General features: G+C 36.5%; 24 protein-coding genes and 3 pseudogenes. 17 read left to right on the forward strand and 10 right to left on the reverse strand.

The window, feature by feature from the left end; genetic code table 11:
• Positions 1–33 precede the first annotated feature (33 nt).
• From ACT170_RS07905 to nrdG, 3 genes are read left to right on the forward strand one after another with little or no spacing between them, the layout of a single operon-like run.
• The gene (locus ACT170_RS07905; protein WP_002885877.1) at positions 34–165 is read left to right on the forward strand and encodes a hypothetical protein; all 132 of its coding nucleotides are present in this window, start codon (positions 34–36) and stop codon (positions 163–165) included.
• 1 nt (position 166) lies between these two features.
• Positions 167–667 (forward strand): GNAT family N-acetyltransferase, encoded by a 501-nt coding sequence (locus ACT170_RS07910; RefSeq protein WP_444818186.1) that lies wholly within the window; start codon positions 167–169, stop codon positions 665–667.
• A gap of 4 nt (positions 668–671) precedes the next feature.
• A complete protein-coding gene (nrdG, locus tag ACT170_RS07915) occupies positions 672–1,277 on the forward strand; it encodes an anaerobic ribonucleoside-triphosphate reductase activating protein (protein WP_002885801.1) in 606 nt (201 codons plus the stop codon).
• A 28-nt stretch (positions 1,278–1,305) separates the two neighbouring features.
• Here nrdG and yaaA read toward each other — a convergent pair whose 3' ends face one another.
• The 8 genes from yaaA to ACT170_RS07955 all read right to left on the reverse strand — a co-directional run bounded on the left by yaaA (position 1,306) and on the right by ACT170_RS07955 (position 9,320).
• A complete protein-coding gene (gene yaaA, locus ACT170_RS07920; RefSeq protein ID WP_410536694.1) occupies positions 1,306–2,037 on the reverse strand; it encodes a peroxide stress protein YaaA in 732 nt (243 codons plus the stop codon).
• Positions 2,038–2,123: 86 nt separating this feature from the next.
• Positions 2,124–3,065: a YitT family protein gene (locus tag ACT170_RS07925; RefSeq protein WP_002885781.1), complete on the reverse strand. Its 942-nt coding sequence runs from the start codon at positions 3,063–3,065 to the stop codon at positions 2,124–2,126.
• Positions 3,058–4,809 carry an aspartate--tRNA ligase gene (gene aspS, locus ACT170_RS07930; RefSeq protein WP_002885629.1) on the reverse strand — a complete coding sequence of 584 codons (1,752 nt, stop codon included), beginning with the start codon at positions 4,807–4,809 and terminating at the stop codon, positions 3,058–3,060. The genes ACT170_RS07925 and aspS overlap by 8 nt, the downstream gene beginning before the upstream one ends.
• Positions 4,810–4,918: 109 nt before the next feature.
• The gene (locus tag ACT170_RS07935) at positions 4,919–5,341 is read right to left on the reverse strand and encodes a hypothetical protein (protein ID WP_002885776.1); all 423 of its coding nucleotides are present in this window, start codon (positions 5,339–5,341) and stop codon (positions 4,919–4,921) included.
• A gap of 7 nt (positions 5,342–5,348) precedes the next feature.
• Entirely contained in the window at positions 5,349–6,629 is a 1,281-nt protein-coding gene (gene hisS / locus ACT170_RS07940; protein WP_002885861.1) for a histidine--tRNA ligase, read from the reverse strand.
• 152 nt (positions 6,630–6,781) lie between these two features.
• Positions 6,782–7,012 (reverse strand): hypothetical protein, encoded by a 231-nt coding sequence (locus ACT170_RS07945; protein WP_080611024.1) that lies wholly within the window; start codon positions 7,010–7,012, stop codon positions 6,782–6,784.
• A gap of 62 nt (positions 7,013–7,074) precedes the next feature.
• Positions 7,075–8,142, reverse strand: coding sequence for a PTS transporter subunit EIIC (locus tag ACT170_RS07950; RefSeq protein WP_444818187.1), 1,068 nt, complete (start codon positions 8,140–8,142; stop codon positions 7,075–7,077).
• A gap of 65 nt (positions 8,143–8,207) precedes the next feature.
• Positions 8,208–9,320: a vitamin B12 independent methionine synthase gene (locus tag ACT170_RS07955; RefSeq protein ID WP_002885813.1), complete on the reverse strand. Its 1,113-nt coding sequence runs from the start codon at positions 9,318–9,320 to the stop codon at positions 8,208–8,210.
• Positions 9,321–9,550: 230 nt separating this feature from the next.
• On the opposite strand from ACT170_RS07955, the gene rpmF reads away from it, so the two are divergent.
• From rpmF to ACT170_RS08010, 11 genes and pseudogenes are all read left to right on the forward strand, one after another.
• Positions 9,551–9,733 carry a 50S ribosomal protein L32 gene (gene rpmF / locus ACT170_RS07960; RefSeq protein ID WP_002885630.1) on the forward strand — a complete coding sequence of 61 codons (183 nt, stop codon included), beginning with the start codon at positions 9,551–9,553 and terminating at the stop codon, positions 9,731–9,733.
• A 15-nt stretch (positions 9,734–9,748) separates the two neighbouring features.
• Positions 9,749–9,898: a 50S ribosomal protein L33 gene (gene rpmG / locus ACT170_RS07965; RefSeq protein WP_002262412.1), complete on the forward strand. Its 150-nt coding sequence runs from the start codon at positions 9,749–9,751 to the stop codon at positions 9,896–9,898.
• 388 nt (positions 9,899–10,286) lie between these two features.
• A complete protein-coding gene (locus ACT170_RS07970) occupies positions 10,287–11,792 on the forward strand; it encodes a serine/threonine-protein kinase (protein WP_444818188.1) in 1,506 nt (501 codons plus the stop codon).
• Between the two features lie 352 nt (positions 11,793–12,144).
• A pseudogene (locus ACT170_RS07975) lies at positions 12,145–13,578 on the forward strand (IS1182 family transposase).
• 827 nt (positions 13,579–14,405) lie between these two features.
• Positions 14,406–14,636, forward strand: a complete 231-nt coding sequence (locus ACT170_RS07980; protein WP_129852299.1) for a hypothetical protein — start codon at positions 14,406–14,408, stop codon at positions 14,634–14,636.
• Positions 14,584–15,192, forward strand: coding sequence for a DeoR/GlpR family DNA-binding transcription regulator (locus tag ACT170_RS07985; RefSeq protein ID WP_037620461.1), 609 nt, complete (start codon positions 14,584–14,586; stop codon positions 15,190–15,192). The genes ACT170_RS07980 and ACT170_RS07985 overlap by 53 nt, the downstream gene beginning before the upstream one ends.
• Positions 15,193–15,221: 29 nt before the next feature.
• Positions 15,222–15,455: pseudogene (locus ACT170_RS07990) on the forward strand (PfkB family carbohydrate kinase); the annotation flags it as partial.
• A 21-nt stretch (positions 15,456–15,476) separates the two neighbouring features.
• A complete protein-coding gene (locus ACT170_RS07995; protein ID WP_014635176.1) occupies positions 15,477–16,514 on the forward strand; it encodes a sensor domain-containing diguanylate cyclase in 1,038 nt (345 codons plus the stop codon).
• A gap of 102 nt (positions 16,515–16,616) precedes the next feature.
• Entirely contained in the window at positions 16,617–17,681 is a 1,065-nt protein-coding gene (locus tag ACT170_RS08000; protein ID WP_037601258.1) for a bifunctional glycosyltransferase family 2/GtrA family protein, read from the forward strand.
• On the forward strand, positions 17,671–19,896 hold the full coding sequence (locus tag ACT170_RS08005) for a glycosyltransferase family 2 protein (protein ID WP_444818189.1): 2,226 nt from the start codon (positions 17,671–17,673) through the stop codon (positions 19,894–19,896). Before ACT170_RS08000 ends, ACT170_RS08005 begins: the two co-directional genes overlap by 11 nt.
• On the forward strand, positions 19,893–21,833 hold the full coding sequence (locus ACT170_RS08010; protein ID WP_195187459.1) for a hypothetical protein: 1,941 nt from the start codon (positions 19,893–19,895) through the stop codon (positions 21,831–21,833). The genes ACT170_RS08005 and ACT170_RS08010 overlap by 4 nt, the downstream gene beginning before the upstream one ends.
• 112 nt (positions 21,834–21,945) lie before the next feature.
• On the opposite strand, the pseudogene ACT170_RS08015 reads toward ACT170_RS08010, so the two are convergent.
• Positions 21,946–22,137 (reverse strand): annotated as a pseudogene (locus ACT170_RS08015) (DNA polymerase); the annotation flags it as partial.
• A gap of 328 nt (positions 22,138–22,465) precedes the next feature.
• On the opposite strand from ACT170_RS08015, the gene ACT170_RS08020 reads away from it, so the two are divergent.
• The 3 genes from ACT170_RS08020 (at position 22,466) to ACT170_RS08030 (ending at position 24,665) form a co-directional block, all read left to right on the forward strand.
• Complete coding sequence (locus ACT170_RS08020) at positions 22,466–23,398, forward strand: hypothetical protein (protein ID WP_444818190.1); 933 nt, start codon at positions 22,466–22,468, stop codon at positions 23,396–23,398.
• Between the two features lies 1 nt (position 23,399).
• Positions 23,400–23,666 carry a hypothetical protein gene (locus tag ACT170_RS08025; RefSeq protein WP_444818191.1) on the forward strand — a complete coding sequence of 89 codons (267 nt, stop codon included), beginning with the start codon at positions 23,400–23,402 and terminating at the stop codon, positions 23,664–23,666.
• Between the two features lie 498 nt (positions 23,667–24,164).
• Complete coding sequence (locus ACT170_RS08030; RefSeq protein WP_444818192.1) at positions 24,165–24,665, forward strand: hypothetical protein; 501 nt, start codon at positions 24,165–24,167, stop codon at positions 24,663–24,665.
• Positions 24,666–24,900: 235 nt separating this feature from the next.
• On the opposite strand, the gene ACT170_RS08035 is transcribed toward ACT170_RS08030, so the two are convergent.
• Positions 24,901–25,509, reverse strand: a complete 609-nt coding sequence (locus ACT170_RS08035) for an NUDIX hydrolase (RefSeq protein WP_014635184.1) — start codon at positions 25,507–25,509, stop codon at positions 24,901–24,903.
• Positions 25,510–25,654 lie beyond the last annotated feature (145 nt).

Below are 25,654 nucleotides of genomic sequence, written 5' to 3' on the forward strand. Positions count from 1 at the left end.
GCTTTGCTTATTTCATTTTTAGAAAGGAATATAATGGGAAAATATCAATTAGATTATAAAGGTATGCAACAAGTGGAACGTTACCACGAAAAAAATGCAACCGTCAAAAACGATAAAAAAGCACGTGTCCAAGCCCTTTTGAAAAAAGCTGGAAAGAAGAAATAATATGATCTTACGCCGACCGAGTCAAACAGATAAAGAAGCTATCTTAGAGATGATGGCTGAATTTGAAAGGGAGCAATCTGCTCATGATGGTGGATTTTGGAACCCCGACAATTTTGTTTATGAAGAGTGGCTGAAAGAAAATATTCAAGCGGAAGCGGGACTCAATATTCCTGAAAACTGGGTTCCTGCTATCCAGCTGGTTAGTTTTGACGAAGCGGATCATGCTCTTGGTTTCCTCAACCTTCGTCTCCGATTAAATGACTACTTACTAGAAAAAGGGGGCCATATTGGCTACTCTATCCGTCCATCCAAACGAGGAAAGGGTTATGCGAAAGAATCACTCCGTCAAGGCTTACAAGTAGCTAAAGACAAGAATATTCATCGTGCTCTGGTCACTTGTAGTATCAAGAATCCTGCTAGTCGAGCTGTTATATTAGCCAACGGTGGCCAGTTGAAGGACATTCGCCATGAAACTGAGCGCTATTGGATAGATTTGGAGTAGAATCATGACATGGAATACACCAAAACCACAGGAATGGAAGTCTGAAGAACTTAGCCAAGGACGTATTATTGACTACAAAGCTTTTAATTTCGTTGATGGTGAAGGCGTGCGTAACTCCCTTTACGTCTCTGGTTGCATGTTTCATTGCGAGGGATGCTATAACGCTGCCACCTGGTCCTTTAAGGCAGGAATTCCCTATACTAAAGAACTTGAAGAACAAATCATGAGGGATCTAGCTCAACCTTACGTACAAGGTCTCACGCTACTTGGTGGTGAACCCTTCCTAAACACAGGAATTCTCATTCCCCTAGTCAAACGCATTCGTGAGGAACTCCCGGAAAAAGATATCTGGTCTTGGACTGGTTATACTTGGGAGGAGTTGATGCTTGAAACTCCTGATAAACTAGAACTTCTTCAACTCGTTGACATTCTCGTTGACGGCCGCTTTGACATCACTAAAAAGAACCTTATGCTCCAGTTTCGAGGATCATCTAATCAACGTATTATTGATGTCAAAAAATCTCTTAATCAAGGAGAAGTCGTTATTTGGGACAAGCTAAATGACGGTCAAACGAACTATGAACAAGTCGATCGTAAAGATATGCTATAAAAAAGTCTGAGCTTATAACTCAGACTTTTTATGCAATTTTAACAAAAACTAGCTCATTATTAGAGGATAAATCCTCACGATAATTAAACTCATCAAAAGACAATTTTCGTAAATCATTAATCGTTTGACAATTCTCCTCCATAACAGCTGTCAAAAAAGCCCCTCTTGCCTTTTTGGAAATCGTAGAGTGAGTCTTAAGAACCCCATTGCGGTCTTCCATAAAACTAACCATGAATAACTGCTTACGAAGAGTTGGACTAAAAACATCCTCGAATTCACTTGAAAGCAAAGAAACAACCGGAACTTGACTCTCCTCTAAAAATTGATCATATTCAGCACGCCAATAGTTTTTTAAGGACTGACCATCAACCTTAATCTTCGTATGAAAGTCATGACGATGTTCTTGAATCGGGTAAAAAGCGGGAATGATTCCATAAAAAGAAGATGTGATAAATACTTGTTGGTCTAAGAATTCTTTTTCACATGTGGATAAGTCACTACGTTTGATGTGACGATACATCAGTCCATTAAAAAGCTCGATAGCCGGATAGGTTTTCGCTTCTCCCGATAAAATCGCAGCCCAGCGCTGCTTTTCTTTCTCAGCCTGCTCAGGCTTTATTTTATAAGCTGTGGATAATTCATCTGTGGACAATTTTGCCATTTCAGTTAGGATAGCCGCACTCTTTTCGGATAATTTTTGAGACGAAACTTCCTTACTGGCCTTCATTTCTTTTGCGGTTGGAATTAAAAATCTAATCATACTGATATTGTAAAGTCAAGCAGGCATTTCGTCAAGAATTCTCTCCAACAAAAAAGAAGCTAACGTTCGTCAACTTCCTTTTTTTGTTAGTCATCTAAATCAACAAAACGACCTAGAATATGTACATTTTCTGCGATGGAGACAAAGGCTTTGGGATCTGCCTTTCTCATATAATGCTTGAAGTCAGTATACTCTTCACGCGTAATAATCGCCAGTAATACTGCTTTCTTTTCGTGATTATAAGTCCCTTCCGCATCATTAATCAGCGTTACTCCACGGTGGAGTTTCTTCTGAATCATCCTTACAACTGGGTCAGGATTACTTGTGACAATCATAGCCTGCATTTTCTTTTGTTTTGTGAAAATCGCATCTGTAACTCGACTAGAAACAAAAATAGTCACCATTGAATAAAGAGCATATTTCCAACCAAAAAGAATGCCCGCAAAAACCATGATAATTCCATTGACAATCAAGGAGATATTACCAACATCACGACCTGTTTTCTTACGAATAGTGAGGCTAACGATATCCGTCCCCCCACTAGAGATACGTGATTTTAAACCGAAACCAATCCCCGTACCCATGACCAAACCACCAAAGATAGCATTGATCAAAGGATCCTCTGTCAAGGTTACATGTGGCATCACCTGAATAAAAAGGGAGCTCATCGTTACTGTAATGAAGGTAAAGATTGTAAATTTATGGCCAATCTTGTACCAAGCCATAATCAAGAGAGGGATATTAATCGCATAGAAAGTCAATGATACTGGTATCTCAAAGCCCAAAGTTCTAACACTCAATGCCGATAAAACCTGTGCCAAACCTGTTGCTCCACTGGAGTAAACATGTCCAGGTTGAAAAAAGAAATTAACGGCGATTGACGATAAGAGACCATAAAGTAAAGAAGCTGAGACTTTTTCAGTATATTTTTCACGGGAAATACTACGTACAGCCTGCAAAACGCCCATTTTCTTCGCAGACTTTTTCGCTACAAATTTAACATGTTTATGAAGAGGTGCTTTATTCATTTTCTAAATCTACATGAAGGGCAAGTTCTTCCAACTGTTTATCAGCCACAAGACTTGGGGCCTGAGTCATAGGATCTGATGCCTTATTATTTTTAGGGAAGGCAATCACTTCACGGATATTATCTTTACCTGCAAGAAGCATAACAAAACGGTCAAGACCGATAGCCAAACCACCATGTGGTGGGAAACCATAGTCCATAGCTTCAAGAAGGAATCCAAATTGCTCATAGGCTGATTCTTCAGAGAAACCAAGGGCTTTCAACATACGTTCCTGTAGGTCTTTATGATTGATACGTAGACTTCCTCCACCAAGCTCATAACCATTCAAGACAATATCATAAGCTACAGCACGTACCTTGGAAAGATCTCCTTCAAGCTCTGCTGCAGAATCTTCTGTTGGCAAAGTAAATGGGTGGTGAGCAGACATATAGCGTCCTTCTTCTTCAGACCACTCAAACATTGGCCAATCGACAACCCAAAGGAAGTTGAACTTAGTGTTGTCAATCATGTCAAGTTCTTTAGCAATTTGATTACGCAAAGCACCAAGTGTGTTATTAGCGATTTCAAGTGTATCTGCTACAAAAAGAACTAGATCATTCTCTTCAAGGTGTAAAGCATCTGTCAATTTATCTTCAATACTTGTCAAGAATTTAGCAACTGGACCTGCTAGAGCTCCGTCAGTCATCTTAACCCAAGCAAGACCTTTAGCGCCAAATTGTTTGGCAAACTCTGTCAACTTGTCAATACTTTTACGTGAGTATTTGTCTGCATTTCCTTTGACAACAATTGCCTTAACAGCTGGCGCTTCAGCAAACACTTTGAAGTCTACACCCTTGACAACCTCTGTCAAGTCTTGTAAAAGCATGTCAAAGCGTGTATCTGGCTTGTCAGAACCATAGTTATTCATGGCATCATCGTAAGACATGCGTGGGAATGGTAGTGTAACTTCAATTCCTTTAGTTTCTTTCATAACCTTAGCAATCAATCCTTCTGTAATATCTTGGATTTCTTGCTCATTAAGGAATGACGTTTCCAAGTCAACTTGTGTAAACTCAGGTTGACGGTCTCCACGCAAATCTTCATCACGGAAACACTTAACAATTTGATAATAACGGTCAAAACCAGCATTCATCAATAATTGTTTAGTGATTTGAGGACTTTGCGGAAGAGCATAAAAGTGACCTTGGCTAACACGGCTTGGAACCAAGTAATCACGAGCACCTTCTGGTGTAGATTTTGTCAACATTGGTGTTTCAACATCGATAAATTCCAAGTCATCAAGATAATTACGGATGGCGTGAGTTACTTTTGCACGGAGCTTAAAGTTTTCCAACATCTCTGGACGACGAAGATCCAAATAGCGGTAACGCATACGTGTATCATCACTAGCCTCAACACCATCTTTGATTTCAAATGGTGTTGTTTTGGCAGTATTAAGGACTTTAAGGTCTTCAACTTTAAGTTCGACAGCACCTGTAGGCAAGTTATCATTAGCTTGTTCACGCGCTTCAACAGTTCCTGTTACTTCAATAACAAATTCGCTACGCAAGCTTTCAGCTGTTTCAACAACATTAGCATCCGCATTTTCAGGGTTAACAACCAACTGCATCAAACCTTCACGGTCACGAAGATCGATGAAAATCAAACCTCCGAGGTTACGACGGCGAGATACCCAACCTTTCAAAGTAATAGTAGTTCCGATGTGTTCACTACGAACACGTCCGGCATACATAGAACGTTCCATAAATACACTTCTTTCGTTAATTTTTTAGTCTTAACTATTATAGCAAAAAGCCCATCAAAACCCCACCCATTTCAGGTTAGAATTTTAATAGACTTTCTTTTTTATAAAACTATTTGCCAAATTGTTTCAACAAATCACTAGTATCCACGTAATCCTCAGCAAACTCTTCAAAATCTTCAAAACGATAATCGGCTGTTTCTAAGTCAAGTAAACTATTCCAACGGAATCCGTAAACATCTTCAATGATAACACTAAGTTCATCAGTTTCCTCGTCTACCTGCCATCCCAAATAACGTTCCTGGGTTTCAAAACTCAAGACCACATCTTGACAATCCTGACGCCAAACTTGACCAAGTAATTGCTGACACATCGCATGATCACTTGCAGGCTCATCATTAAACCAAGTAATATCATGTTTATCAAGAAAGGCAATCAACTGCCAAAACTGTTGTTGGAAACGAATGGGCATACTGCGATCAAAAGCCAAACTGAACTTTTCACTCCGTTTGAGCATATCAACTATACTAACCATACGCCCTCTACTTTTCTAACTGTTCGAGGACTGCAGCAAAGTTTTTAGTTAGCTCTTCGAAACTTACAGTAACTTCCTCACGAGTAGCATTATTTTTGACATTAACCTGACCTGACTCCACTTCACTCTCACCTAATGTGATAACCGTCTTGGCCTTGAAGGTATCTGCTGACTTAAATTGTGCCTTAATCTTACGTCCAAGATAATCACGTTCAGCCTTAAATCCTTGATAGCGGATAGCTTGAACTAACTCAAGAGCTTTGCCATTGGCACCTGAACCAAGTACTGCAATGTAAACATCCAGATTTTCTTCCACCGGAAGCTCAATACCTTGTTTATCAAGAACCAAAAGCAAGCGTTCTAAACCAAGTCCAAAACCAAAACCAGCTGTTTCTGGACCACCGAAGTATTCAACCAAACTATCGTAACGACCGCCTGCACAAATTGTCAATTCAGACTTATCAATAGTGGTAATAAATTCAAAAATCGTGTGGTTGTAGTAATCAAGACCACGTACCATATTAGTATCAATCACGTAAGGAATGTTAAGACTATCAAGCATGGTACGTACTTCGTCAAAGTGCGCTTGACTTTCTTCATCTAAATAATCAAGGATAGATGGAGCATTTTCAACGGCAACCTTATCTTCTTTTTCTTTTGAATCGAGTACTCGCAAAGGATTTTCATCCAAACGACGTTGACTATCTTTTGACAAACTTTCACGCATTGGTGTCAAATAGTCAATCAAGGCCTGACGATAAGCCAGACGACTCTCAGTATTTCCAAGGCTATTCAAATGAAGGGTAACATCCTTAATGCCAAGCGTATTAAAGAGTTGGTAGGCCATAGCAATGGTTTCAACATCTGTTGCAGGATTTTTTGATCCAAAGCACTCTACACCTAGTTGGTGGAACTCGCGCAAGCGTCCTGCTTGAGGACGTTCATAACGGAACATTGATCCAATATAATAAACTTTAACAGGTTTTTGGACCTCTGGCGCAAAGAGTTTGTTTTCTACATAAGAGCGTACAACCGGTGCTGTTCCTTCTGGACGAAGTGTAATATGACGGTCTCCCTTATCATGAAAATCATACATTTCCTTAGTAACGATGTCAGTTGTATCACCTACTGAACGTGAAATGACCTCGTAATGTTCAAACATAGGTGTACGAATTTCACCATAATTGTATTTCTTAAATGTTTCACGTGCAACATTTTCTACGTACTGCCATTTGGCACTATCCGCAGGTAAAATATCCTGCGTTCCCTTAGGCTTTTGAAGTTTCATAATGATGATACAGGCCTCAGATAGACCTGCCCTCCTTTTCCGTTATTACAGATATAATCACTCTATTCTATCATAATTTATATAGCTTTTGGGAAATGGTGGAGGATTTTTCAACGTAAGAAAGAAACAGACCTCTCGGCCTGCCACAATCATTAATCTTCCTTATAAAGAATGAAGGTCACAATGAAAGATACCACAACAGAAATTACAAGACCTGCAATAGCTGTGTAAAAATATTTAAGTATATCTTCACCAATATACGCAGCAATCGTCAAGATACCCGGGGAACCACCCGCAAAATTTCTCGCACCTAAAATACCAAGGAAGAAGCCACCTACTCCCCCTGCAACAATAGATCCTATAAGGGCTGCTTTATTTTGCAAAGTTACCCCATAAAGAGCCGGTTCCGTAATCCCACAAATCGCAGTAATCCCAGCAGATGAAGCTAGAGCTTTTTATTGGTATCCTTAGTTTTTAAAGCAATAGCAAGAGCTGCTCCACCCTGAGCCACATTTGAAGCCAAAGCACCTGGCTGTGCAATCGTATCATAACCAATAGTCATACGGTTATTGATTCCAATGGATACTAAGCCATAGTGAGTTCCTGTTGTAACCATTAACGGGAAGGTTGCTCCTACAATTGTCGGAACAACCCATGGGCCAAAGTTTTCCAACCACTTAAAGAAGTCACCCAACCAGTTACCAATGACAGCACCAATTGGACCTAAAATCAAAAGTGTTACGATTGCAGTAATTAAGGTCGTAATCATAGGAACCAAGAAAAACTTCACAGCCTTTGGTGAAATTTTAATCGCAAAGCGCTCCACGTCACTCATAAACCAAACTGCCAAAATAACAGGGATAACCGTTGATGAGTAAGAAGTTAATGTAAGAGGAATACTAAAGAAAGAGACGCCATGACCTGATTCCTTGGCAGTTGTCACAATCTGAGTAAAAGTTGGGTGTAATAAAATAGCACCAATCAACATCCCCAATTGAGCATTCGTCTTAAACTGTCGAGCTGCTGAGGCACCTAAAAATACAGGTAAGAAATAAAATCCAGCATCGCCAATAAAATTAAGAACTTGATAGTTAACATCATCTACAGCTACTACCTTAAAGACAACCAAAAGGGACAAAACGGCCTTGATCATCCCTGCTGCTGTAATTACTGGTAAGATTGGGGTGAAAATCCCAGAAATAAGAGCTAAAAAGCTTTGAAGAGGAGTTCTATCTTGTTTTTCCGATGATTCCTTAGATACTTCATCCAGATCCAATAAACCTTCTAAAGCGCGGTATACATTTGGTACATCACTCCCAACAACAACTTGATACTGGCCACCACTCTTAGCCAAACTCACCACACTATCGATAGCTTTAACAGCCTCATCATCAGCTTTAGAATCATCTGCTAAGGTAAAACGTAAACGTGTCGCACAATGGGTTAGATTCTGAACGTTCTCCTTTCCTCCTACAGCTTCTAAAATTTTCTGTCCTATCTCTTTATAATCCATGACACATCCTTTCTATATTCATAAAAATAGAGAACAAGCTGAGCCTGTCCTCTGCATTTTTTCTATTATGACCAAACTTTATCAGTAATTGTTTTAATCAATTGCAATTTATTCCACTCATCTTGCTCAGTCAAGATATTACCTTCTTCAGTTGAGGCAAAACCACATTGAGTTGAGATACCAAGGTTCTTAAGTGGTACAAGTTCAGCCGCTTCATGGATACGAGCAATGACAGCATCTACATCTTCCAAAGCTGGATCCTTAGAAGTAATCACACCAAGTACCAATTCAACATGATCACGGTTATTCCAAATCGTTGGAAGTGGTGCGAAGCTACCTGAACGCGCATCATCGTATTCCAAGAAGAAGATATCATAGTTCAATTGACCAAGATATTTAGCGACTGAATCATAGCCACCTTCAAAAAGATAAGTTGACTTAAAGTTCCCACGACAAATGTGAGTAGCCAAAGTCAAATCTTCTGGAAGACCTTCCAAAGCTTTATTGATAGTGTATACATCATCCTCAGCAATTTTTGCCAACTCAGCTGTTTTCTCAGGATTATTTTTTTCATTCTCAAACTGTTGAATCAAATAACCCCAAGTCGTATCATCCAATTGTACATAACGTGCACCCAAATCGTAGAAATGTTGGATGGTATCATGGTAAGCTTTAGCCAAATCATCAAGGAAATCTGTCCATGAATCATAGTAATCAGCATAAAGATCACTACGGTGGTCACGGTTAATGATGAGTGATGGACTTGGAATAGTTACTTTTGGAGTAATTCCTTCAGGAGTCACTGATTTAAGATATTCAAAGTCACGATAGAAAGGATGATTAGGATTTTCAGCAATTTTACCATTGATACGAACGTTAGTTGTACGTGTCTTAGCTCCATGGAATTTATATGAATCCTCTTGTTGGTAAGCTTCAAAACCAGTTAGGTTCCATAGGAAGTCAAGGTGCCACCAAGAACGACCAAATTCACCATCAGAAACGACTTGAAGGCCATTTTCTACCTCATGATGAACCAATTCCTTAACCAATTCATCTTGTACTTTCAACAATTCCTCTTGCGAAATCTCACCATTGGCAAATTTTTCACGTGCTTCTTTTAAAGCTTGTGGACGAAGGTAAGAACCAACATGATCAAAATGATAATGAACTTTACTCATAGTTATTTACTCCTTTTTATTCTTTCATTTAATGTAATAATAAGCCTATTCTAGCACTTGCTGTTATAGCTGTGAAATATGTATTTACTATCACATTGTATAGTTTTTAACTATATATTTTCTTGAGAAGTTTTTTGTCAAGTAACTTTACTTTACAAAAAAGATATGTTATTCTGTTATAGTTGATTTAAAATCAAGAACATAAATATTAATTCGGAGGAAATAAAGAAATGGCAGTACCTGCACGTCACACTTCAAAAGCGAAGAAAAACAAACGTCGTACACACTACAAATTGACTGCTCCATCAGTACAATTTGACGAAACAACTGGAGATTACTCACGTTCACACCGTGTATCACTTAAAGGATACTACAAAGGACGTAAAATCGCTAAAGCTAACGCAGCTAAATAATAGAAGGGAGATACCATGCGCGTAAATATTACACTTGAACACAAAGAATCTGGTGAACGCTTGTACCTTACTTCAAAAAACAAACGTAACACTCCAGACCGTCTTCAATTGAAAAAATACTCACCAAAATTGCGTAAACACGTAATCTTTACTGAGGTAAAATAAGGATTCAATACGAATCAATACAAAAGAAAAACGCTGATTTCAAGCGTTTTTTCTTTTTGTCAATTGCAGTTTATTGCACTGTATTTCAATTCAAACTCTACCTTTTTCTCTACCTTTTTATCGTAAAATCTGATTGGACACGGTTTGTGTCCAAGTGATTTATAAATAGCTTTATATCAACCTTTAGCAAGGTTGTACAACTTATTCATAAAAAATAAATAGATCTGATTGAATGAGATCTTTCATTTTTCTGTCAATTAAGCAAATTAAATTGACCAAATAAATTGTTGATATATAAAAAATTAAGTAAGTGTATTACAAAGATAGTCTTCTTTATTTATAGTGCTATAATGAATCTATTAGCTTATTTATGATAGAGGTATCGTTATTGATCAATCCAGAATTTTACAAAACACTTGCAAAAATATTCTGTGGGGATGAAACAGAATTATTTACCTATAAAACTGGCCCACAGTTAGTAGACTTTTTTAATAGCTATTTCGGTTTTAGTGATGTTTACCGTCAAGGGTTCCCAACAAGATGGGTTTATGTAAATGATAAATTACTAAGTTTCTCTGAAACTGGTAAACTTGATCTTTTTTTCAGCATTATATTGAGCAAACAATATCTTTTAACAGAACGTCAAAAAGGTGAAGTTGATTCTTTAGAATACCAACAAAAGGTTTTAACGGAATTAAATAAAGTCTGCTCAATTTATTCATTGTATTTGTCAAAAAAAGGCAATGAATTCTTCTTAGTAGAAACCGATCAAGATTTAGTAGCAATCGGAAAAGGTGGATTTGCAGATATTTTTCTACAAAAATCTACAGGATTAGTATTAAAAAAATTAAATGAAGACTCGGTTAGACATGAATCGCTAAGAAGTCGATTTCGTAGAGAGTTTGAAATTACAAAATCATGTTCAGATATTGAAAGTATTATAAATGTATATGACTTTAATATCGATAATTATTCCTACACAATGGAAAAAGCGGATTTTACTTTAGCTAATTATATTAAAGAAAGCGAATTACCAGATGAATCAAAATTTAATATTTTACGGCAAATACTTCACACTATATCTCTAGTGCATAAACGAGGAATTTTGCACAGGGATCTAAGCCCTACTAATATTTTCTTCATAAACGGAATAATAAAAGTAGCGGATTTTGGTTTAGGAAAAAATATTAACATCTTAACCTCGCATCAAACTATAGATACCGCATCTTTTGGACAGCTTTTTTATTGTGCACCAGAACAACTAACTCTTCTAAAAGAGGCTGACAAAAGTAGTGATGTATACTCTCTCGGGAGAATTATCAATTTTGTTATGACTGGAGATCCTAATAATTTTTCGCATACCCTGCGTTCAATCAGTACAAAAGCTACCAATATCGATCCTAATTATAGGTATGAAAATGCAACAGATATGTTGAACGGGTTGAATTCATGGTTAAGAATAAGAAGTCATGAATCTTTTAAAGAAAAAATCTGGGAAAAAATTAATCAAGGTATTTTTGATAACGACATAGAAAACTATATTTATGAAATGTCAGAAAAAGATCTCTGCCTATCTTGTATCAATAAAGGAACTCGCTTTACCGAATGCTTACTTAGCTTTATGAATTTGGATGACTCTCACGCAACTTATATAATTCAGAAGATTGATTCTAACTATGTGCAATATATCAAACGATTTGAAGATGCAGACCCTTTTGCTAGCCTAGCTTATGAAATTTTAAAAGGACATTTTTCTTATAATGTTAACGAAGTGGCTGCTTATATATTAAAATACGTAGCTTATGACATTATTCGTTTCAATGCACAACATAAGATAGAAAGGTTAATTAACAAAGGGGTAGAACCATTAATCGAGACAATACTAGAAAGATAAAAAATGTCAGAATAAAGTGTAACTGTCCGAAAAATATGTCTTTTCCCGAAAGTTTATTATTTGCTGTTATAATAGACATGCAAAACTTGTTCCAAGAATTTTTTAGGCTTGTTATCATCATAAATACTGATTTTAAGGGATTTAACTACTAGTAAACTTAACAACTTTTATATATTTTACACAATATAGGACAGTAAATGGACAGTGACAGCATAATTGAAGAGTGAACAAAAAGAGGTATAAAAATACCTCTTTCAGATTGAAGACAAAGTCCTCAGAAGTTATACTTCTGGGGACTTTTCTTGCTTCGAAGGAGTATAATAAAAGAAAAGGTATTTGATGAGGTACTCCTATGTTTCACAAAGATAATCCTGAATACAATCGTCGTCAAGTAGGTTTATATACTCTTGATGAACTTGTGCCTAAAGACCATTTTTTAAGAAAAGTTGAAGAAACGATTGATTTTACTTTTATTTATGATCTTGTCGAAGATAGTTATTTCTCCGATAATGGTCGTCCTAGTCTAGACCCTGTCCTGTTAGTTAAGATTCCTTTGATTCAATGTTTTTATGGCATTCGTTCTATGCGCCAAACCATCAAGGACATCGAGGTGAATACGGCTTATCGTTGGTTTCTTGGCTTATCTCTGGACGATAAGGTGCCACATTTTACAACTTACGGTAAGAACTATAGCCGACGCTTTCAAAATAAAGAATTATTAGCACACATTTTTAGTCATGTGCTTCATCAAGTTTTGGAGGCTGGGCTTATTGATCCCTCAGAAATCTTCATCGATGGGACACATATCAAGGCAGCTGCTAATAATCATAAGTACAAAAATGTTGTCGTTAATCAAAAAGCTAAATTCATGAGTGAACAACTGGACATTGAAATTAATTTAGACAGGAAGAAACATGCAAAAAAGGCGAGGCCAAACCTAAGAAACAATCAACGACAGACCCAGATAGTGGTTGGTTTCACAAGGGAGAACACAAGGAAGTCTTCGCTTATAATGCTCAGGTAGCTTGTGATAAACATGGTTGGGCCTTGGCTTATACAGTTGAAGCAGGTAACATCCATGATAGTCAGGCCTTTCCTGTTCTTTTCGCCAAGTTAGAACCCTTCTCCCCTGAATTCATTATTGCGAATTCAGGCTACAAAACACCTAGTATTGCCAAGTTTCTTTTAGAAAAAGAGATTACGCCAGTATTCCCTTACACTAGGCCAAGAGGTAAGAGAGGCTTTCTACGTCCTAGAGACTTTGTCTATGACGAGCATTTTGACTGCTATCTTTGTCCAGAGAACCAGGTATTAACTTACCGTACAACGACACGTGAAGGTTATAGAGAATATAAAAGTAATCCCGAAATTTGTAAGACCTGTCCCTTGTTAGCGATTTGTACTGAAAGTCGCCAGCACCAAAAAGTTGTTGTGCGTCATATTTGGAAAGATGCCTTAGAAATCTGTGAAGATATCCGTCATCAAAGTGGGATGAAGGAACGGTACCAACACCGGAAAGAAACGATAGAACGTTTATTCGGAACAGCTAAAGAATATCATAACTTGCGTTATACCAGAGAAAAAGGAAAGTCCAAAATGGAAGATAAGGTTGGGCTTACTTTAGCATGTCTAAATATCAAAAAATTGGTAAAAATGATGGTAGGGAAGACCCGTTATTTTATCCAAATACCTCAATATTATTGGATTATGGGAGAATTAAGTGTGAATATAAAAAAAGACAAACATCAAAAACGATGTTTGTCTTCATTCTGAATCAGAATTTTAATAGGAATTCTGATTTTTTTATGCAAATCCATTTAAAAGCCAAAGGGTGTTTAATTATTATTTATTAAAATATAGATAAATATCATTTGATTAGTATTTGTTAAGTAGGAGTGCTTAATTCAAACGACATCATTATAATGCTTATCACATACATTAAAATAATAAAAAATTGAAAGAAGGTTGAAAAATAAAAATAACATGCTATAATTATAGCGTCTATATGAATAGGGAACATGGGTAGTAGTAACTCGAAGCCAACCTGTTTGTAATATTTTGACTCTTTTGGGGAGAGTTGAATGATTACTTGTTGGTACTTGGTGCTATGTGATATGGTATTGGGATAGGGTTATCATACCGATGTTTTGATTTGTAAGATGGGGATAGAGCGTAAGTAAAGGGGACGCTCTTTAAAATGGGGAGAAGTTTTTATGAAATATATGTAAATTAGCAATACTGCTGGATTCAAAAACACTTTTATTAGCAAAGCGTTTTTTCTCCTGCAGTTTTTTTATTTATTAAATAGTGTATTTTTAAATTCGGGGGAGAAGACTAGAAAATCTCAAAACAATTGATATCCTTGGGTGATATGAGTTGCCTTTTGTCTTAACTTTTTGAATTTTATAAGTAATGATAGTCTTTTAATTGAGACCTTTTTCTTTATCTACTTTACATCATTTGCAAAACAAGACCAATAGCGAGGGCATTCCCTTTAATGCTTTTGGAGAAAGGATAACTCATTTTCCTTTTTATTGGGGATAATAAAGTGATAATGTAGAATCTTATTTGTCAATATTATATTGATTTCGTATAGGTCATAGGGGGGATCATATGGGAAAATTAAATATTATGGTTGTCTTTGGGACAAGACCAGAGGCAATTAAGATGGCGCCGTTAATTCTTGAGTTGAAAAAACATCAAGAAACCATTAATACTATTACAGTAGTCACAGCTCAACATCGTCAAATGCTTGACCAGGTTTTGGAGACTTTTGAAATAGTTCCTGATTATGATTTGGATATCATGGGAAAAAAATCAATCACTTCAGGAAATTACTTCTAAAATTTTGGCTAATTTTGATCCAGTTGTTAAGAAAGAACAACCTGATTTGGTTTTAGTTCATGGTGATACTACAACAACTTTTGCTGCTGGATTGGTTGCATTTTACAATAAAGTAAGTATTGGTCACGTTGAGGCTGGGCTTAGAACTTATGACAAATATTCACCATATCCAGAGGAAATGAATCGTCAGGTGACGGTTGTGACTAATTCTATCCATCATGCTGTTAAGCTGGTAGATCTCGGTATTAGTACTAGGATTATTGGTGGTAAGGTTAAACATTCAACAGATGCCTCTATTGGAAGTACAGCTCTGGAACAAATCAGACAACTGAATTTTGATTGTGCTTTCATTGGTGCTAATGGAGTTGATGCCAATTATTTCACAATGCCAGATATGGAAGAGGCGGTCATTAAACGAACAGTGATAGCTAATGCGCAAAAAGCCTATGTTCTAGCTGATGCTTCTAAACTTGGTCAGGTTACCTATGCTAAGGTAGCCGAGGTTGAGAAAGTAACCATAATCACAAATGCTTCGGAAGAAGGGCTCCTTAAATAATTAAAAGAAAAAACGAGGGTTATTGAAGTATGATTTATACTGTGACGCTAAACCCATCAATCGACTTCATTGTTCGTATCGACAAGGTAGAGATTGGTGAAGTTAACCGTATAGAGAGTGATGATAAATTCGCTGGCGGTAAGGGTATTAATGTCAGCCGTATTCTACAACGTTTAGGAATTGACAATACTGCTACGGGCTTCATCGGTGGTTTTACAGGACGTTTTGTTACAGACAGTTTGGATGCTGAAGGTATTAAAACTACTTAGAATGGTGAGACTGTAATGGTATTAGGAAAAGTAAGTGATTTTTTAATCAAGCATCAAAGATTGTTAACATACTTAAGTATTTTTGCTGCGTTAATGTTATTAATGCGCTTAGTGTATGATGATGTTTTGATTGACCATGATAATCCCATCGTTTTAGCAATCTTTATAGGAATACTAGTTCTTTGGACCCTAGCATCTTACCTTAATCGAAGACAGCATATGCTATCCCACTTTATCTTACAGAGTTCGAAACTTATTAACGTCTATGCTGTAGACTTAGATTATCGTTTTATTGCGGTTAATAAGAATGATATTCGGCTCATGGAAGAAATCTTTTATTTCACTCCCAAAATTGGTGACTTTCCAATGAATTATCTTAATAGTGAAGATGCTGCGCGTTTAAAAGCAAATGTTGATCGTGCGAAAAAGGGTGAAACATTTATATTTATGGATACTATTAAGACAGGCGACAAAACGCTTTACTGGCAAAATATGTATTCTCCCATTTATAACAATCGCCAAAAAGTGATTGGTGTTTTTTGTTTTGTTCTTGATGTTACAGAGCAGAGACTTCATGAACTTGAAATACAGAGGATGGCATACGAAGATGTTTTAACACGGGTTCATAATCGACGATATATTGAGCTTGCTTTTGAGGAATGTCTGACACGTAAAGAAGAACAAATTACGGTTATTATATCTGATTTGGATAAATTCAAGGAAGCAAATGATACCTTTGGACATGCTACGGGAGATAAGATTCTAATTGAATTTGGTGATATTTTAACGAAGATAATGCCTGAAAGTGCTGTAATAGCAAGGTTAGGTGGAGATGAATTTGCGGTTTTACTCCCTGGAGTTTCTGAAAATCAAGCTGAATTTTTAATAAAACTTGTTCAAGCAGAAATGACTCTCAAAGATATGGGGATTACAGCATCTTTAGGTGCTTATACGGACTCTTATCAATCACATAAAAACTTCGTTGATTTTTTTGCAATAGCTGATAAGAAAATGTACGAAAATAAAAGTCAGAAAGGAAAATCAAATGTTTGACATTATTCTAGTCGATGACGGTAGTGGAGCTGATTTTGCACCGTTATTTGCAATAGCTGATAAGAAAATGTACGAAAATAAAAGTCAGAAAGGAGAACGTCGATGATGTTTCAAGATGTTGTTATTGTCATTCCTGCCTATGAACCTGATGACCGTTTGTTGGAACTTTTGAAAAATATTCGGGATAAGGAAAATCAAATGTTTGACATTATTCTAGTCGATGACGGTAGTGGAGCTGATTTTGCACCGTTATTTGCAATAGCGCAGAGTAACTATGCTTGTCATTTGCAAAGACACGCTGATAATAAAGGAAAAGGTCGTGCTTTAAAAACGGCTATTTCATATATTTTGGACAATTTTCCTAATGCCAAAGGAATTGTGACGATTGATTCTGATGGTCAACATACCTACGAAGACATGATGAAATGTTTGGCTGAATTTTTGCAACATCCTGATAGTTTGGTGCTGGGTGTTAGAACATTTGAAAAATCTGTTCCTTTACGTAGTAAATTTGGAAATTTATTGACAAGAGACGTCTTGGGGGCTATGACAGGTATGAACGTTTCTGATACGCAAACGGGGCTTCGTGTGATTCCTATGTCATGGTTGCCAAAACTCTTAACCGTGGAGGGTGAACGGTATGAATTTGAGATGAATATGTTACTTGAGGCAAAAGAGGACAATATTCTGATTTGTGAAGTTGGCATTGCAACGATTTATTTGGATGAAAATCAGTCGTCGCATTTTGATGCGATTCGTGACTCGATTAGAATTTACAAGGTTTTCTTCAAGTACATTTTTTCAGCATTGTTTTCCTTCTTGGTTGATATTGTTGCTTTTACGATTTTAATTTCTTTGTTTAATGGATTGAGTTTTAGTGCGGTGACGTTAGCTTCGATTTTAGCGCGTGCGATATCATCTGTTGTTAATTTCACCTTGAATCATAAGGTGGTCTTTAAACGAGGTCAATCAAATAGTGCGATAAAATACTTCACTTTGGTGGTAGTACAGATTGTTTTGTCAAGTTTATTGGTAACAGTTCTAGGAAATGCCTTGACGACGCTGCCAATTTCATTGGTGAAGATTTTAGTTGACGGTACACTTTTCTTTGTCAGTTATTTTGTGCAAAAACATTTGATTTTTAGTGGAGGTGAGAATGAAGACTAGTAAGAGGATACTCTATTTCGTTGCATTTGTAACGACTGTCTTTTATTTAACTTGGCGTTTGGTGGCGACTATTCCGTGGCATGATTCATGGTTTGCGCTGATCTTTGGGATTTTATTGTGGGGAAGTGAGGTAGTTTCAGCCATTACAGGCTACATTCTCATTTGGAATAAGCAAAAGGACTTTGAGCTTGAAAAGCCTGAGATTGCTAAGGAGCGTTACCCAGATGTGGATGTTTTGATTGCAACGCATAATGAGGATCCAGAGTTGCTTTATAAGACGATTAATGCCTGCACTTTTATGGAATATCCTGATAAGTCTAAGGTGCATATCTACGTCTGTGATGATACCAATCGTCTAGAAGTTGCCAAATTGGCTGATGAGCTTGGTGTTGGTTATTTTGGTTTAGCGGATAATAAAGATGCCAAATCAGGAAACTACAATAATGCTTTACGTCAGACGTCATCACCTTTGGTGGCGACATTTGATGCGGATATGATTCCTTATCGTGAATTCCTGTTGGAAACTGTGCCTTATTTTGTTGAACAAGTTGAGGCTTATGAAAATGGTGACGATTATGATAAGTTAAAAGTTGGTTTGATTCAAACGCCACAAAGTTTTTACAATGCTGATATTTTCCAATTTAACTTGTTTTCAGAATCAACCTTACCAAACGAACAAGATTTCTTTTCCAAAGAAATTAATGTTTGCAATAATTCGCACGGTGCAGCGGTTTATACGGGGTCTAATACGCTTATTTTCCGCAAGGCGATTGAAGATGTTGGTGGTTTTCCGACAGATACCATTACGGAGGATTTCGAGCTAGGTGTTCGGATGAATGCGGCTGGTTATGTAAATTATTCGACGAAAAGTCCAATGGCTAGCGGGTTAACGCCAACAGATTTGAAGAGTGTCATCAAACAGCGCACGCGCTGGGGACGTGGCGTTATTCGCAGTAGCTACAATATGAATATCTTCTTTAATCCCAAATTGACAAAGGGGCAAAGAATTGTTTATATTAATGGCTATCTTTATTGGTGGTCTTTCTTTAGACGGTTATTGTATATCTTGGCACCGATTTTATATACGGTTTTCCATGTGCGTGTGGTGGTGTCAAATATCTGGCTACTGTTCCTATTCTGGTTGCCAAGTTACGCATTGACACACTTGTCAATGCGAGAAGTCTCAAAACAATACCGAACACAGGTTTGGGGAGAAATTGTGGAAACGATTTTTGCTCCGTATTTGTTTATTCCCATGATGTTGGAGTCCTTTGGCATTAGCGATAAAAAATTTAAGGTGACACGTAAGGGAAATGATACGTCGTGGACGTTGTACCTTTATGCGCTTCCTTATCTTGTTTTATGGGGATTAGCCGTTTATGGTTTGGTGACTTTTAACTATGGAAAATTTGGTTCAGAGCTTTTTTATGGAAGTATTATCAGTTTTTGGTTGACTTATCATATCATCAATTTGACCTTTGCGATTTTCTGTGCGCTTGGTCGTCCGATTTATCGCTCAAGTGAGCGTTTTACTGTTGATGAAGCTATGGTTATTGAGGTTGATGATGATTCTTACCAAGTGAGAGTCTGTGATATTTCAGAAACGGGGATTTCATTCTATACGGATTTACCATTGTATTTGCCGAAAGAAAAAGAACTGACGCTTAATTTGCAATCACGTGATTACCATGCGAGGGTAAAAGGTCATGTTGTTCGTGTTTTTGCGATTGATAATGGTTGGCGCTACGGCGTTCAATTTTCAGAAATTCCTGAAGCTGATAAGCGCGAATTTTATCAGTACATTTATGACCGCATTAATCACAATCTTCCGAAGGAAAAAGACCCTTGGATGACAACATGGGATGATTTATTTGAGAACTTTAGTCAACGTTTCCAAAATAATGAACGTCCTGTTTCAGCCTATGACCAAGTAGCTTTTCCGAAAGTTCGTGTTAATGAAGAGGTTCAGGTTGCTGGAAAAAAATGCCAGCTTAGAAAGACAGATTATTATTACATGACATTTTCTGGAAAATTGACAAATCCTAAAAAAGAACCGAATGTCGCATTTACCTACAAAGATTTGCCAATTCAGTTGACTTTTGTGTCCTATGATATTGATAGAGACGAATCGCTTTATCGAGTTACCAATTTAGCGGATTTGGATAGCTTACCTGCTTTTAAAGCCTTAGCAAATGAATGGAGAGGGAGAGTATGATTAGTATTGCTAGATTACTGTTGTTCTTTGTGATTACCATGGGGTACAATGCCTTTTTCCGTAATACTGTGAAGATGAATCGCAGTCTGACATGGGTGTTTACATTTTCAGTCATTACATTGGTATTGTACCTTGGTAGTTTGTTAGGCTTTATGTTGCAGACCGTGTATGCCATTTCTGTTTTGGGCTGTCTTTTGAGTCTTTATTATCTTTGGGCGGTATGGAAAAAGAAATATCGCTTTAGGAGACTTGATTATATTGCGCTTGGAATGATGGCTTATTTGCTTTTGTTTGGAATAACGCTCTGGCATTCACCGCTTTTACATTATGATAATTTTACGCATTGGGCAACGATTGTAAAATTTTTCCATATCAATAATGCATTGCCAACACAGCAGGATACGATTATTAGCTATTATACCTATCCTGTTGGAAGTTCACTTTTCATTTATTTTTTCACGACTATCGTAGGCTTTTCAGAAGGTAGTATGTTGGTCGGGCAATTCTTCTTGATTGCTTCCAGTCTTTATGCCATGTTTGCGGCACTTCGTGATGATCGACGTGTCTTAATGGTTAGCATGATTTTTGCTTCGTTTGCTGTTTTTAATACGTTCAACGTTGCTATTCGATTAAATAATTTGCTGGTTGATTTTCTGCTTCCGGCCTTGGCCTTGGCAGCCATAGCAGGTTGTTTTGTCTATCGTAATCGTTTCTGGTTTTTGTCGCTAAATACGGCGGTAATTCTTGGATTATTAAGTATCGTCAAAGTAAGTGGACTTTTCTTTGTCGCTCTCGTTTTAGTAGTTTATGTGGTTTGTATTGTGCGTTTACTTGTTCGTAAAAGAGCACGTTTAAAAGCACTAGTGCTGCTCATAATGACCTTGCTAGTCAGCTGTCTTCCTTTTGTTATTTGGCAAAAGCATGTGACGGATAATTTCCCAAATGCCTCAAGTGCCAAGCATGCGGTGTCCATGTCAGAACTTGGTCAGGTATTGACTGGAAATCTGTCAGGCGTCCCACAAAAAATTATCACTCTTTTTGTCAAATCGGTGTTTACGTTTGACAGTTTGGCAAGCAATGGAATTTTGATAATCAATCTGATTATGCTGATTGCCTTTATTGTGATTGGCATTCGTTTGAAATATAAGAAATTTGTCTTGTTGACTTGGGGATTTGTTGATATTTCGATTGTGACTTACTATATTGGCATTTTACTCATGTATCTGACAGCAATGCCGACTGATGAAGCGTTAGAATTAGCAGGATTTGAGCGCTATGCTTCGAGCATCGTTATCTTTGCTTTTGGTTGTTTGACCATGGCTTTAGCATGGGTAATGGACAAGTGTCTGTATGAAAAAATCATTAGTAAACGTAATGCTAGGTCTTACAAGAGCTTATTTAATAAACACTTGTACCAATACGCGAGCCTTGTTTTGACAGTTTATGCCATTGGAATGTTCTTGTCAGAAAATAATAGCATTGTTTACAATAACAATCAGGAAACAAACGAGGTCGTAAAAGAAATTCATCAGTTTACTGGAAGTCAGAGTAATTCGTCAACGGATAGAATTTTGGTTGTAACAGCAGATAAGGAGAATGTAGATAATTATTTTGTCCAATATGCTAGTCGTTATTATCTGTGGGATGTCAATGTTGATGCCAGAGAAAATTTTGTGACGGCTGACCAAGAATTTTTAGATTTAATGGCATCATACAGCGACAGCGCAACAAGTTATTACCTCGGCAATGAAAATATCGATACTAGAGATGGTTCCAATTTAACAGACGATGACTTTATTGCACTCTTAAAAACGTATGACGAAGTCTTGATTTTAGATGACCATTATACGTTTAATGCCTTGACGAAAAAACTATTTGGTCGGACATATTCCCCAGGATTGTATAAAGTATCAGATATTCTTGCTGGAAAAGGGTAAGTTTTCTAGCTTTATCAAGCATAAGTCTTGATATTTCAAATAAAATATTCTATTATAACAAAAAATATGTAGAAGGAGGCGGAGTTTGTGACTTCGCCTCTTGTAGTGCTCAAAAGACTTTCTTGAACATTGGAGAGGAAGCTAAGATAAGTCCGTTTGAATTATCTGCTCTACTCATCACACAAAGCGAGGTCCTTAAAAGATACAATCCACGTTCCACACACTCAACACTAGCATAGAAAGATCTCATATCCACAAAAGCAATATCAGATTTTGGTTCTCGTGAACAATCAAAATAGCCCATTATCTATCTCTTTTATAGTTGTTTTCCCAATATTCCCTTTCACCTTTTCCTATGCCTTCTGGTAGTTGCTTCAAACATTGTCCCATACTTTGATATTTAACAATTTCAGTTATTTCAGCCAAAGAAAGTCGATGAGATGCTCTGCTAAAGTCCGTATCGAAGTAATCAACCTCTTCTATTTCAACTAAAATCTCATAATTTTGACCAAGATAATATTTAATTTCAGACGGTACTAACTTCTCTGATTCTTACTGAAGTAAAATAATTGAATTAAAAACCATGAAAATAAGATTTTCATGGTTTTTCTATTACTCAAAGAGGATCTCCTATGACAAAAATAGAAACATTTAGATGGCGTATGTGGCATGTTTATCTCCTTATTTTTATAACCATTCTACTTACAGGTACATTCGTTCGATATGGTTATAGACTTCAAGCCGATTATTCTTTAGACGATAGACTTTACGACTATACTAACAAAAAAGTTACTGTAACATCCTTTCAAAACGTCAAAATAGGAAACTTTAACGTTTTAGGTGTTAAGTTTGGAAATGAGAAAGCACTGGAGAGAAGTCAATTAGTCGTCGGTCGCACCTATCTAGCCTTCCAAGAATCTAGGTATAAAGCATCTAAACACAAGAAGGACCCTAAAAATTATGATATTATTCACTTTTATCAGCTTGGTAAAGATACTGGAAAAGGATACACTATTAATGTACTAGATCTTGCTAAGAAACTAGGATATGATGATCCCGGTTCCATGGATAATACCATGTTCTCCGATGGTAGGAATGAGTTTATGAAATTTTCATCCTATGACAACGAAAAAGTATTCTATCTCAATTTACGCACCCATAAGGCAACTAAAACCAAACCAGCAAAAGTCAGTCAATACTACGGATTTGCTAAACCTTACCGCTATCTCCTTTCAAAGGATAATTTTTCTATAGGTCATAAAGATGATCCCCTCACTATCAACTCCATGCCCCTTATCTGGACCAAAGAAAGAAATTTTGCTGATTACAAAGATCAAGACGATAACGAATACAGTGACCAATCGCTCAAAAAAAGATTCAGCCTAATTATCGTAACAACTGATTCACTTAATTTGGATGATGCCATTAAACTCCAAAAAGAGTTAACACCAGATAAGGAGGATATCTATTGGTATTTTACAAGTACTGATACAACGACTGGACACCCTGAGCAAGTTAAAAGTCAAAAAGATTACAACCTACTAGTTAAGGAGAGTCATAACTAATATGGTAAAAAATAACTTCAAATACCTTAAAATTACTATGCCCTTGATTTTATTATTGACCATGATTGCTATCTTTTTCTATTACAATGCTCAAGAAAATATTAAAGGGTTTTATAAAACTCGTGGATTTCAAGGAAAGGTGCAAATAACTGGTATCGGATGGGCAGATAAAATTACTTATCGTATGAATAAAGAAGATGAGGTTAAACATTACCTGATTTTCCATATTATTATCAAGAGACCATTAATAACAAAAAAGAACATGTAAATACTCAACTTCCTCTCCATATTCAAGATTTACTCTATCCTTACATTGCCAGCCCAACAGAAAGCGACTCAGATTTTAATCGCCAAAATAGTGAATATAAGATTTTACCTGATGAAAGAGAATATGGGGACGACTTTATTAAAAAGTCTATTAAAATCAACCCTAGAAATCAAAAATTTATCAATGATATCTCTAAAGCTTTAAGTACCGAGAAAGATTTAAAAAATATTATTGTTCAGATAGAACCTGTACCATACACGACGCTCTATACTTATGAGAGGGGACATTCTAAAGCGCTAGGTGGCTATTATGATTTTTCACTTAAAGATGCTCTACGAAACAAACAACTTACTGTCCAATTGAGTTTTCCTTCTGCTTCCACGACTAAAGAAATTGACTTACATTCTCAATTAGAACAGGTACTTAAAAACTCTGAACTACCAGATGGATGGTATATCTTAAATCAAAATAACGACTTTCCAAAAGAGGTACATATTGATGACAATCAAATTAGAATTAACTAAAGAAAGAACTCAGAGAGAATTATCTGAGGAAGAATGGGCTTTCCCTATTTGGAGATGGGCGGCTTTCTCACTATTTGACACCCTAATCCTAGTTAGTCCCTTGACCAGAGGATTGGTCTATCCCAGGGAGAGTGATTCTCGTTTTTACCTAGGTAAATCATTGGGTAACTTGATGCTAGACGATACACAACGCTTCATCTTTATTATTATCATCTTAACTCTGTTACTACCTGCTTTTGCCTTAATCGTAGAAAGCCTATTATTCTCAAAAGGATATCCTCTACTTTCAATAATATGTAGCTGTCTAATTTTTGTTAGTGCAACGGTCCTATTTGTCTATAGTCTCAGTATTGTCCCAGATTTTTGGAGCTTTACAATTTATAGTTATATGCTTTACCTTCTCTTCAACATAGGTAACTCCCTCAGAAAAATCAATAGAATCATCAATCTTAGGCAGAATAACACCAAAGCATAACAGCCTCTATCTACATAATACTCCCCTTTTAGTATAGGAATGACACAAATGAAACAAAAAAATCTTGTCTACTCTGAAGTTGACCACCTAGCTAAAAGCTTCCATATTAATTTTGAAAATCATTTTAGGAATACTCTAGACCCCTGTCTCAGAAATAAATTTCACTCCTTTTGTAGCAAATAAACAATTTAATTAATAGTAAAAAGATCAACATATTACCGTTGATCTTTTATTTTTACTCTAAATCTTTCAGAATATCTGTAAATCTGTGTGTAAACATAGCTGTCATCCCCCATATATTTTCTGTCAAGTTTCTGTAAAAAGGAATATGACGTTCACTATACCCAAAATTGTATTTTTCTCTATTTTTTACCAAGAAAAATGGGAAATCTTTTGCATCACTCAAGGTAGAAATCACTTTATAATAAATCGGATTCTCTGTCAACAACGTGTCAACATAGATTGTAAACAACCGTTTCACCTCTTCATTTGGATGAATATCCTCCCAATTTTCTATATTTATCTTTCCAACAAAGCAATGGATGGTTCTCCCCTGATGAATCAGATAATCAATCTCTCCCCAAATGTCAATTTGATCAGGAAATAAGTTTAATTCCTCACAAGTTTCTCGTATAGCAGCTTCTTGAAAAGTCTCACCTTCTTCGACACGGCCACCAGGAAAAGAAACCTCACCTGGTTGAGAAATATGCTCACTTCGTACTTGGTAAAGGATTTGATACTTATCAGTTTTTACATCATATATCAAGGGTAAAAGCACTGCATAGCGTCCTTTCTCCCCTAGTGGCTTTGGCTCGTAATGAGCTAGTTTATCTTTAATAGTCATAAGAACTCCTTGACTTCATATTATCATAAAAAATAAGTTATCCCTATTATATAAATTTTTTATATATAAAATATTGACATATCTTTCTAAAAGAGATACACTCAATGTGTAAAATAATTATATATAATTTTTATACATATCCTAA

The sequence above is a fragment of the Streptococcus sp. cx1 genome (genome assembly GCF_052384325.1).
Taxonomy (GTDB): domain Bacteria; phylum Bacillota; class Bacilli; order Lactobacillales; family Streptococcaceae; genus Streptococcus; species Streptococcus salivarius_G.

Bases quoted from the DNA above. Each gene is read 5' to 3' on its own strand.
- ACT170_RS07905 (WP_002885877.1), top strand. From the start codon at position 34: ATGGGAAAATATCAATTAGATTATAAAGGTATGCAACAAGTGGAACGT.
- ACT170_RS07910 (WP_444818186.1), top strand. From the start codon at position 167: ATGATCTTACGCCGACCGAGTCAAACAGATAAAGAAGCTATCTTAGAG.
- nrdG (WP_002885801.1), top strand. From the start codon at position 672: ATGACATGGAATACACCAAAACCACAGGAATGGAAGTCTGAAGAACTT.
- yaaA (WP_410536694.1), bottom strand. From the start codon at position 2,037: ATGATTAGATTTTTAATTCCAACCGCAAAAGAAATGAAGGCCAGTAAG.
- ACT170_RS07925 (WP_002885781.1), bottom strand. From the start codon at position 3,065: ATGAATAAAGCACCTCTTCATAAACATGTTAAATTTGTAGCGAAAAAG.
- aspS (WP_002885629.1), bottom strand. From the start codon at position 4,809: ATGGAACGTTCTATGTATGCCGGACGTGTTCGTAGTGAACACATCGGA.
- ACT170_RS07935 (WP_002885776.1), bottom strand. From the start codon at position 5,341: ATGGTTAGTATAGTTGATATGCTCAAACGGAGTGAAAAGTTCAGTTTG.
- hisS (WP_002885861.1), bottom strand. From the start codon at position 6,629: ATGAAACTTCAAAAGCCTAAGGGAACGCAGGATATTTTACCTGCGGAT.
- ACT170_RS07950 (WP_444818187.1), bottom strand. From the start codon at position 8,142: ATGGATTATAAAGAGATAGGACAGAAAATTTTAGAAGCTGTAGGAGGA.
- ACT170_RS07955 (WP_002885813.1), bottom strand. From the start codon at position 9,320: ATGAGTAAAGTTCATTATCATTTTGATCATGTTGGTTCTTACCTTCGT.
- rpmF (WP_002885630.1), top strand. From the start codon at position 9,551: ATGGCAGTACCTGCACGTCACACTTCAAAAGCGAAGAAAAACAAACGT.
- rpmG (WP_002262412.1), top strand. From the start codon at position 9,749: ATGCGCGTAAATATTACACTTGAACACAAAGAATCTGGTGAACGCTTG.
- ACT170_RS07980 (WP_129852299.1), top strand. From the start codon at position 14,406: ATGGGAAAATTAAATATTATGGTTGTCTTTGGGACAAGACCAGAGGCA.
- ACT170_RS07985 (WP_037620461.1), top strand. From the start codon at position 14,584: ATGATTTGGATATCATGGGAAAAAAATCAATCACTTCAGGAAATTACT.
- ACT170_RS07995 (WP_014635176.1), top strand. From the start codon at position 15,477: ATGGTATTAGGAAAAGTAAGTGATTTTTTAATCAAGCATCAAAGATTG.
- ACT170_RS08000 (WP_037601258.1), top strand. From the start codon at position 16,617: ATGATGTTTCAAGATGTTGTTATTGTCATTCCTGCCTATGAACCTGAT.
- ACT170_RS08005 (WP_444818189.1), top strand. From the start codon at position 17,671: ATGAAGACTAGTAAGAGGATACTCTATTTCGTTGCATTTGTAACGACT.
- ACT170_RS08010 (WP_195187459.1), top strand. From the start codon at position 19,893: ATGATTAGTATTGCTAGATTACTGTTGTTCTTTGTGATTACCATGGGG.
- ACT170_RS08020 (WP_444818190.1), top strand. From the start codon at position 22,466: ATGACAAAAATAGAAACATTTAGATGGCGTATGTGGCATGTTTATCTC.
- ACT170_RS08025 (WP_444818191.1), top strand. From the start codon at position 23,400: ATGGTAAAAAATAACTTCAAATACCTTAAAATTACTATGCCCTTGATT.
- ACT170_RS08030 (WP_444818192.1), top strand. From the start codon at position 24,165: ATGACAATCAAATTAGAATTAACTAAAGAAAGAACTCAGAGAGAATTA.
- ACT170_RS08035 (WP_014635184.1), bottom strand. From the start codon at position 25,509: ATGACTATTAAAGATAAACTAGCTCATTACGAGCCAAAGCCACTAGGG.